We start from the raw sequence: 8782 nt of genomic DNA, 5'->3' as shown, positions 1-8782 counted from the left end.
GAGCGACGATGCCGGCCAGATCGATGGCCGCTTCCACGCCGGAGTTGCCACCGCCGATCACCGCGACACGCTTGCCCTTGAACAGCGGGCCGTCGCAGTGCGGGCAGTAGGCAACGCCACGGCCACGGTATTGCTGCTCGCCCGGCACGTTCATTTCACGCCAGCGGGCACCGGTGGCGAGGATCAGTGTCTTGGCCTTGAGCGAGCCGCCGTTTTCCAGTTTGATTTCGTGCAAGCCGCCTTCGCCGGTAGCCGGTATCAGAGCCGCAGCGCGCTGCAGGTTCATGATGTCGACGTCGTATTCGCGTACGTGGTTTTCCAGCGCACGGGCCAGCTTCGGGCCTTCGGTCTCGTTGACCGAGATGAAGTTTTCGATGGCCATGGTATCCAGCACCTGACCGCCGAAACGCTCGGCCGCCACGCCGGTGCGGATGCCTTTACGCGCTGCGTAGATGGCCGCTGCGGCACCCGCCGGGCCACCGCCGACGACGAGTACGTCGAAGGCGCCCTTGGCGCTGAGTTTTTCGGCATCACGTGCCGAGGCGCCGGTGTCGAGCTTGGCGAGAATTTCCTCTTCGCCCATGCGGCCTTGGCCGAACAGCTCACCGTTGAGGTAGATGCTCGGCACGGACATGACCTGCCGGGCTTCGACTTCGTCCTGGAACAGCGCACCGTCGATGGCGACGTGGCGGATGTTCGGGTTGAGCACGGCCATCAGGTTCAGCGCCTGGACCACGTCGGGGCAGTTCTGGCAGGACAGCGAGAAGTAGGTTTCGAAGCTGTAGTCGCCTTCGATGTTCTTGATCTGCTCAATGACATCAGCAGCAGTCTTCGACGGATGACCGCCTACCTGCAGCAGGGCGAGTACCAGCGAGGTAAATTCGTGGCCCATCGGGATGCCGGCAAAACGCAGGCTGATGTTGCCACCGATACGGTTGAGTGCGAACGACGGGCGACGAGCATCATCACCATCGGTGCGCAGGGTGATCTGGTCGCTCAGGCTAGCAATGTCTTCCAGCAGGGCGAGCATTTCTTGGGATTTCTCACCGTCATCGAGGGACGCGACGATCTCGAACGGCTGAGTGACCTTTTCCAGATAGGCTTTCAACTGGGTCTTGAGATTGGTGTCCAGCATTGGATTACCTCGTAAGTGATTTGTCGGCTTCCGTGGGAAGTCAGAACTTGAAAGTTTCGATGGAGAAAGCTTACGCACCGCAAGGCAATTCCGAAAATTGATAAAACCAAGAAGGCCCATGGGATAAAGCTATCGAAGAAGCGAGAAACTTCTTATGTTCCACGTGAAACAAAAAACCCGGCGAAAGCCGGGTTTTAGGAAGTAACGAAAACGAGAGAGATCAGAAATCCAAGTTGGATACCGCCAAAGCATTGGATTCGATGAAATCCCGACGGGGCTCTACCGCGTCCCCCATCAAGGTATTGAAGATCTGATCAGCCGCGATGGCATCTTCGATCGTGACCTTGAGCATCCGCCGAACCGCTGGATCCATCGTGGTCTCCCATAGCTGATCCGGATTCATCTCTCCCAGTCCCTTGTATCGCTGGACGCTGTGCCGACGTGTACCTTCGGTCATCAACCATCCCAGCGCCTCCTTGAAGGTGCTGACCTGCTTCCTGCGCTCACCGCGTTTAACGTAGGCACCTTCCTCTAGGAGGCTGTTGAGCTTGTCACCCAACGCGGTGACCGTCTTGTAATCATTACTACCGAAGAAGTCCCGGTTGAACGTGATGTAACTGGCCAGCCCATGGGAAACGATCTCCACTTCCGGCAGCCACAGGTTGCGCTCTTTATCTTCTCGCAGGCTCGCCTTGTAGGTCAGTCCAGACTGCTCGACGCCTCTCAGTAGTGAGGAATACGACTCCATCCAGGCTTGCATAGCAGCCTGGTCGCCCAGCTGGTCGATCGATACGCGCGGCAAATAAATGAAGTGCTCAGTCAATTCCTGAGGGTAAAGTCGGGACAACCGTTGCAACGTCTTCATCACTGTGCGGTAGTCGTTCACTAGGCGTTCAAGCGCCTCACCTGAAAGACCGGGTGCATCTTCATTGACGTGCAGGCTTGCATCTTCGAGCGCCGATTGGGTGAGGTATTCATCCATCGCCTCATCATCTTTGATGTACTGCTCCTGCTTGCCACGTTTGACCTTGTAAAGCGGCGGTTGAGCGATGTACACATAGCCACGCTCGATCAGCTCGGGCAACTGACGGAAGAAGAAGGTGAGCAGCAGCGTACGAATATGCGAACCGTCAACGTCGGCATCGGTCATGATGATGATGTTGTGATAGCGCAGCTTGTCGATGTTGTACTCTTCTCGACCGATACCGCAGCCAAGGGCGGTGATCAGCGTGCCGACTTCCTGCGAGGAAATCATCTTGTCGAATCGGGCTTTCTCGACGTTCAGGATCTTGCCTTTGAGCGGCAGAATGGCCTGAGTCCGACGGTTGCGTCCTTGCTTGGCAGAGCCGCCCGCGGAGTCACCCTCCACTATGTAGAGTTCGGAAAGGGCAGGGTCCTTTTCCTGGCAGTCGGCGAGTTTGCCGGGTAGACCGGCAATATCGAGAGCTCCCTTGCGCCGGGTCATTTCGCGGGCTTTTCGCGCGGCCTCACGAGCACGTGCAGCGTCGATCATCTTGCCAACGACCGCTTTCGCTTCGTTGGGGTGCTCAAGCAGGAAATCCGCGAAGTGCTTGCCCATCTCCTGTTCTACGGCCGTTTTAACTTCGGACGAGACCAGCTTGTCCTTTGTCTGCGAGCTGAACTTCGGATCCGGAACCTTCACCGAAATGATTGCAGTCAGACCTTCACGGGCGTCGTCACCGGTAGTCGCCACCTTGTGCTTTTTCGCCAGACCTTCCTGTTCGATGTAGTTGTTGAGATTACGCGTCAATGCCGATCTGAAACCGGCCAGGTGCGTACCGCCATCGCGCTGAGGAATGTTGTTGGTGAAACAGAGTAGATTCTCGTTGAAGCTGTCGTTCCACTGCAGCGCTACCTCGACACCAACTCCATCGTCACGCTGGACGTTGAAGTGAAACACCTCGTTGACCGGCGTCTTGTTGGTGTTGAGGTAGGCGACGAACGCACTCAAACCGCCCTCGTACTTGAACAGCTCTTCTTTGGCGTTGCGCTCGTCGCGCAGCACGATACCCACACCGGAATTGAGGAACGAGAGCTCGCGCAACCGCTTTGCCAGGATATCCCAGCTGAAGTGGATATTCTGAAAGGTTTCCGATGATGGTTTGAAATGAATCTGGGTGCCTGAATCCTCCGTTTCACCAACGGCTGCCAGCGGTGCCTGTGGCACGCCATGGCAGTAAATCTGTTCCCAGACCTTGCCTTCCCGACGGATTGTCAGCACGAGTTCTTCAGACAGGGCGTTCACCACCGACACACCGACACCGTGGAGGCCACCGGAAACCTTGTAGGAGTTGTCATCGAACTTACCGCCGGCGTGGAGCACGGTCATGATGACTTCGGCTGCCGACACGCCCTCTTCGTGAATATCGACCGGAATTCCACGGCCATTGTCACGAACAGTAATCGACTCATCGACATGGATAGTGATCGATATGTCGCTGCAGTGCCCGGCCAGCGCCTCGTCGATCGAGTTGTCGACCACTTCGAAGACCATATGATGCAGGCCGGTGCCATCGTCCGTGTCGCCAATGTACATGCCGGGACGTTTACGTACGGCATCGAGGCCCTTGAGAACCTTGATGCTGGACGAATCGTACGTGTGATTTTCGCTCATGCCTTCACTCCCGAGGGGACGTGGACTGGGTTATTGCACCATGTTCCACGTGAAACAATGAGACTGGGGTATCGTCACGCCAGCCTTCTCGCAATACATTCGAATCGACGCAGGTGATGAATACCTGGCAATTCAGTAGTTCAAGCAGCCGGCATAGTGCCAGCCGATGTTGGCCATCCAGCTCGGACGGCAGGTCATCAACCAGATAGATACACTGGCCTCGCTTGGCCTCGCTCACCAAGTGCCCTTGGGCAATCCGTAGGGCACAAACAACCAGCTTCTGCTGGCCTCGCGAGAGAATCTCCGCCGCATTGTGACCGGCGATTCGCAAGCGAAGATCAGCTCGCTGCGGACCCGCCTGGGTGTGCCCCATCATCCGGTCGCGATCGATAGACGCCGCTAGAACTTCGCCCAAAGAGCGTTCTTTGTCCCAACCGCGGTAATAACTCAATTGAAAGCCTTCGAGCTCAAGAAGAGACGCCAGCGTTTGCTCGAATACAGGCTTCAACGCCTGAATATAAGCTCGCCTGTAAGCATCTATTTCGTCGCTCGCTACGCTCAGTTCTTGGCTCCAGGCCGCCTGCGAAGCGGCGTCCAGTGTACCATGCCGCAGCCAGGAGTTTCGTTGCCGCAGCGCCTGCTGGAGACGCTGCCAGGCCCTGAGGAAACGTGGTTCCACGTGGAACACGCCCCAATCGAGGAACTGTCGGCGGAGCTTGGGGGCTCCTTCCAGAAGCCGGAAACTGTCTGGATTGATCAGCTGCAGCGGTAGGGTTTCGGCAAGCTCAGCCGCACTACGAGCGCTCTGGCCGTTAATACGAATGCGAAATTCGCCAGAGCGTTCTCTAGAGATACCCAGCGCATTGGACTGGCCCTCTCCCAGTTCAACCTGGCCAAACACCGTACAACTGACGTGCTCGTGGCTAATCACCGGGTTCAGCCGCGTACTGCGAAACGAACGGGCCATTCCAAGCAGATGAATGGCCTCGAGAAAACTAGTTTTCCCGCTGCCGTTGTCGCCGTGAAGGATGTTGATCCGAGGGGAGGGAATGAGCGTCACCGGCTGCAGATTGCGAACGCCGGTGACAGATATACGGCTGAGGGACATTCAGAGCCGGGCGTTACAGACGCATCGGCATCACGACATAGGCTGAATCGTCGTTGTCGTACTCCTGAACCAGCGCACTACTGTTGGCATCAGAGAGAATGAGACGGACCTGATCAGTGGTCATGACGCCAAGCACGTCAAGCAAATAGCTAACGTTGAAACCGATCTCCAACGATCCGCCGGTGTAGTCGACCGCAACTTCCTCTTCCGCCTCCTCCTGTTCCGGGTTGTTAGCCTGAATCTTCAACAACCCGCTTTCAAGCTGCAGGCGGATACCGCGATATTTCTCGTTGGAGAGAATCGCCGTGCGGCTGAATGCCTCGCGCAGCGTCTGGCGCTCGCCAACGACCAGCTTGTCACCGCCACGGGGCAGTACGCGCTCATAGTCGGGGAACTTGCCATCCACCAATTTGGAAGTGAAGGTGAACTCATTGGTCGTTGCACGGATGTGGTGCTGTCCAAGCACGATGCTGACGTCGCCGTCCTGATCGGACAGCAAACGCGCCAGTTCAAGAATCCCTTTTCGCGGCACGATAACCTGATGACGATCCGGTTGCTCGATACCGGCCTGCATGGAACACATCGCTAACCGATGCCCATCGGTCGCGACCGCACGCAGCATTCCGCTGGAAACTTCGATCAGCATACCGTTCAGGTAGTAGCGCACGTCCTGCTGTGCCATGGCAAAGCTGCTGCGCTCGATCAGGCGACGCATCTTGCCCTGGTTAACGCTGAAATTAAGCGAGCCTGGCCCTTCCTCGACGGTAGGGAAATCGTTGGCCGGCAGGGTCGACAGGGAAAAACGGCTACGCCCCGACTTGATCACCACTTTCTGATCATCCAGGCGTATATCAATCAGCGCATCGGGCTGCAGGCTCTTGCAGATATCCATCAGCTTGCGCGCCGGTACCGTTATCTCACCGGGCTCTGCAGCATCCTCTAACGCCACGCGGCCGACCAGTTCGACTTCGAGATCGGTACCGGTAAGGGATAGCTGATGATCCTGAACCACCAGCAACACGTTGGACAAAACGGGCAAGGTCTGGCGTCGCTCAACGACGCCGGCCACCAACTGCAGAGGTTTCAACAGGGCTTCGCGCTGAATAGTGAAATGCATGGTCTGGTCCCTTGCCTATTAATTGGCCGCAGTTCAGGTTGTCAAAGTACGCAGCAGATTTTTGTAATCTTCGCGAATATCAGCATCCAATTCACGAAGTTCAGCAATTTTACGACAAGCGTGAAGCACGGTCGTGTGATCGCGCCCACCAAACGCATCGCCGATTTCCGGCAGGCTGTGGTTGGTGAGCTCTTTGGACAACGCCATCGCAACCTGACGCGGTCTCGCCACTGAGCGGGAACGTCGCTTCGACAGCAGATCGGAGATTTTTATCTTGTAGTACTCAGCGACGGTGCGCTGAATATTATCCACACTGACCAACTTGTCCTGTAGAGCAAGCAAGTCCTTCAAAGACTCTCGAATGAGCTCGATGGTGATATCGCGGCCCATGAAATGAGCGTGAGCGATGACGCGCTTCAGTGCGCCTTCCAGTTCACGCACATTCGAGCGGATCCGCTGCGCGATGAAGAACGCAGCATCATGTGGCAGATCCACATTGGCCTGGTCAGCCTTCTTCATCAGGATCGCCACCCGCGTCTCGAGCTCCGGCGGCTCGACAGCAACCGTCAGGCCCCAGCCGAAACGGGACTTGAGTCTTTCTTCAAGTCCGTCGATTTCCTTCGGGTAGCGGTCACTGGTGAGAATCACCTGCTGCCCACCCTCCAGTAACGCATTGAAGGTATGAAAGAACTCCTCCTGGGAGCGTTCTTTCTTGGCGAAGAACTGGATGTCATCGATGAGTAGCGCGTCCACCGAGCGATAGAAGCGTTTGAATTCATTGATGGCATTGAGCTGCAGCGCCTTGACCATGTCGGCGACGAAACGCTCCGAATGAAGATAGACCACCTTGGCGTTGGGATTTTTCTTCAACAGGTGGTTGCCCACCGCATGCATCAAGTGAGTTTTACCGAGGCCCACCCCACCATAGAGAAACAGCGGGTTGTAGCCATGCTTGGGATTATCGGCAACTTGCCATGCAGCAGCGCGGGCCAGCTGGTTGGACTTGCCCTCGACGAAATTCTCGAAGGTAAAGGTCCGGTTGAGATAACTGGTGTGCTTGAGTCCACCTTCGACCTGGACGTTACGCTCCGCACGCGCAGGCGCAGCTGCTGGTGGTGACGGAGCAGATAGAGGTGCAACGGCAGCGGGTTCCGAAGGTGCGGCCTGCGAGGGCACGGCAGAAACGGTGGCCTGCTGTTGAGCGCGGGCCATCGATGCAGAAGGGAGCGCGGCGGCGGCTGTACGTTTGCTCCCTATCAATAGAGACAACGAAGGGGTCGGACCGGTAGCGCGTTCCGATAGCAGCTCAAGCAAACGGGACAGATATTTTTCGTTGACCCAATCAAGAACGAATCGATTGGGTGCGTATACGCGCAGTTCGTCCCCCTCGGCCTCGACTTGAAGCGGACGGATCCACGTGTTGAATTGCTGGGCCGGCAGCTCATCTCTCAAGAGGTCAACGCACTGCTGCCAAAGTTCCACCGACACGGAATCTCCTAGACGCTGTCGAGCTTCAAACGGCAACCATTGTAGCCATGGCCAGGCCGGTTATCCACAGTCAGCATCCCTATTAAGGCAAAGTCAGGCATAAAAATAGCCGGTAATAATCTTGGCACAGGTCCTAAGCGCTGTTGATAACTTTCCGTTAGGGTTCCGGATAAGTCTGTGCAAAGCTCAGTGGAGAACCCACCTGTTGATAACCTACAAAAATGTCCACAGGAAACTAAAAACGTTCCCACCGTGAACGCACCGTTTACAAAGAGAGTTTAGAAACGCCTAATACGGCGGCTGTGCTGGGCTGTAGATGGTTATCCACAGAAACGGTACACACCATTTATAAGCTCTGTAGTAAGAAAAGCTTTAATTTCTTTTTATCTATATATATTTGTCTTCGACGGCGCTGGTTGGAAATTGACCTCGCAGCGCGGCTTCTCTACAATCGCCGGTCTCTTAAAAGGGGGCCATTCCGGCCCGCAACGGATCACCAGGTAAACGCATCATGAAACGCACTTTCCAACCCAGCACCCTCAAGCGCGCTCGCACTCACGGTTTCCGTGCTCGTATGGCCACCAAGAACGGCCGTGCCGTCCTGTCGCGCCGTCGCGCCAAAGGTCGTAAGCGCCTGGCAGTCTGAACACGTCGGAACAGGTAGTGAGTCGAGACTTCGCTCGGGAAAAGCGATTGCTGACCCCGCGTCAGTTCAAAACAGTCTTCGACTCCCCTTCCGGCAAGTTACCGGGCAGGAACGTCCTGCTCCTGGTGCGCGAAAACGAACTGCCGCACCCTCGAATCGGGCTGGTGATCGGCAAGAAGAGCGTCAAGCTCGCGGTTGAACGCAATCGCATCAAGCGGCAACTGCGTGAGACCTTTCGTCTCCACCAGATGGAACTGACGGGGTGGGACATCGTGGTTATCGCTCGCAAGGGATTGGCTGATCTGGATAATCCCGAACTGGCACGGCAATTCGCCAAACTCTGGAGGCGGTTGTCCCGCACACCCTCCGAGACCGCCGGCAGTCCGGAACAGAGCAAGTCCGCCCATGCGTAAACTGGCCTTGATTCCGATTCGGATCTACCGGTACGCCATCAGCCCCATGATGGCGAGCCATTGTCGTTTCTACCCAAGTTGCTCCTGCTACGCACAAGAGGCCATCGAGAATCATGGCCTGCTGCGCGGTGGCTGGCTGAGCCTGTGCAGGCTTGGCCGTTGCCATCCATGGAATCCGGGCGGCTATGATCCCGTGCCTTCCAACAACACCTCCAATTCATCTTCGATGACCGAGTAACC

General features: G+C 56.5%; 8 protein-coding genes. 3 read left to right on the top strand and 5 right to left on the bottom strand.

The genetic code is table 11. The annotated features are described in order from the left end of the window. The 5 genes from ahpF to dnaA all read right to left on the bottom strand — a co-directional run. Positions 1-1135, bottom strand: a 1135-nt coding sequence (gene ahpF / locus NA645_RS11975) for an alkyl hydroperoxide reductase subunit F (RefSeq protein WP_256049004.1), incomplete at its 3' end; no start/stop codon positions are given. A 220-nt stretch (positions 1136-1355) separates the two neighbouring features. Then, on the bottom strand, positions 1356-3770 hold the full coding sequence (gene gyrB, locus NA645_RS11970; RefSeq protein ID WP_256049003.1) for a DNA topoisomerase (ATP-hydrolyzing) subunit B: 2415 nt from the start codon (positions 3768-3770) through the stop codon (positions 1356-1358). 4 nt (positions 3771-3774) lie between these two features. Further along, positions 3775-4878: a DNA replication/repair protein RecF gene (gene recF / locus NA645_RS11965; protein WP_256049002.1), complete on the bottom strand. Its 1104-nt coding sequence runs from the start codon at positions 4876-4878 to the stop codon at positions 3775-3777. A 13-nt stretch (positions 4879-4891) separates the two neighbouring features. After that, positions 4892-5995 (bottom strand): DNA polymerase III subunit beta, encoded by a 1104-nt coding sequence (gene dnaN / locus NA645_RS11960; RefSeq protein WP_256049001.1) that lies wholly within the window; start codon positions 5993-5995, stop codon positions 4892-4894. A gap of 33 nt (positions 5996-6028) precedes the next feature. After that, a complete protein-coding gene (gene dnaA / locus NA645_RS11955) occupies positions 6029-7483 on the bottom strand; it encodes a chromosomal replication initiator protein DnaA (RefSeq protein ID WP_256049000.1) in 1455 nt (484 codons plus the stop codon). 511 nt (positions 7484-7994) lie between these two features. On the opposite strand from dnaA, the gene rpmH reads away from it, so the two are divergent. The 3 genes from rpmH to yidD are packed head-to-tail and all read left to right on the top strand — an operon-like array spanning position 7995 to position 8780. Then, complete coding sequence (rpmH, locus tag NA645_RS11950; protein WP_019340723.1) at positions 7995-8129, top strand: 50S ribosomal protein L34; 135 nt, start codon at positions 7995-7997, stop codon at positions 8127-8129. A gap of 17 nt (positions 8130-8146) precedes the next feature. Then, complete coding sequence (gene rnpA, locus NA645_RS11945) at positions 8147-8542, top strand: ribonuclease P protein component (RefSeq protein ID WP_256048999.1); 396 nt, start codon at positions 8147-8149, stop codon at positions 8540-8542. Continuing rightward, entirely contained in the window at positions 8535-8780 is a 246-nt protein-coding gene (gene yidD / locus NA645_RS11940) for a membrane protein insertion efficiency factor YidD (RefSeq protein WP_131649147.1), read from the top strand. Before rnpA ends, yidD begins: the two co-directional genes overlap by 8 nt. Positions 8781-8782: the final 2 nt, after the last annotated feature.

Source organism: Stutzerimonas stutzeri (assembly GCF_024448955.1).
Taxonomy (GTDB): Bacteria; Pseudomonadota; Gammaproteobacteria; order Pseudomonadales; family Pseudomonadaceae; genus Stutzerimonas; species Stutzerimonas stutzeri_AQ.
This window is presented reverse-complemented; position numbering and strand designations above follow the sequence as displayed.

Bases quoted from the DNA above. Each gene is read 5' to 3' on its own strand.
- yidD (WP_131649147.1), top strand. From the start codon at position 8,535: ATGCGTAAACTGGCCTTGATTCCGATTCGGATCTACCGGTACGCCATC.
- gyrB (WP_256049003.1), bottom strand. From the start codon at position 3,770: ATGAGCGAAAATCACACGTACGATTCGTCCAGCATCAAGGTTCTCAAG.
- rpmH (WP_019340723.1), top strand. From the start codon at position 7,995: ATGAAACGCACTTTCCAACCCAGCACCCTCAAGCGCGCTCGCACTCAC.
- recF (WP_256049002.1), bottom strand. From the start codon at position 4,878: ATGTCCCTCAGCCGTATATCTGTCACCGGCGTTCGCAATCTGCAGCCG.
- dnaN (WP_256049001.1), bottom strand. From the start codon at position 5,995: ATGCATTTCACTATTCAGCGCGAAGCCCTGTTGAAACCTCTGCAGTTG.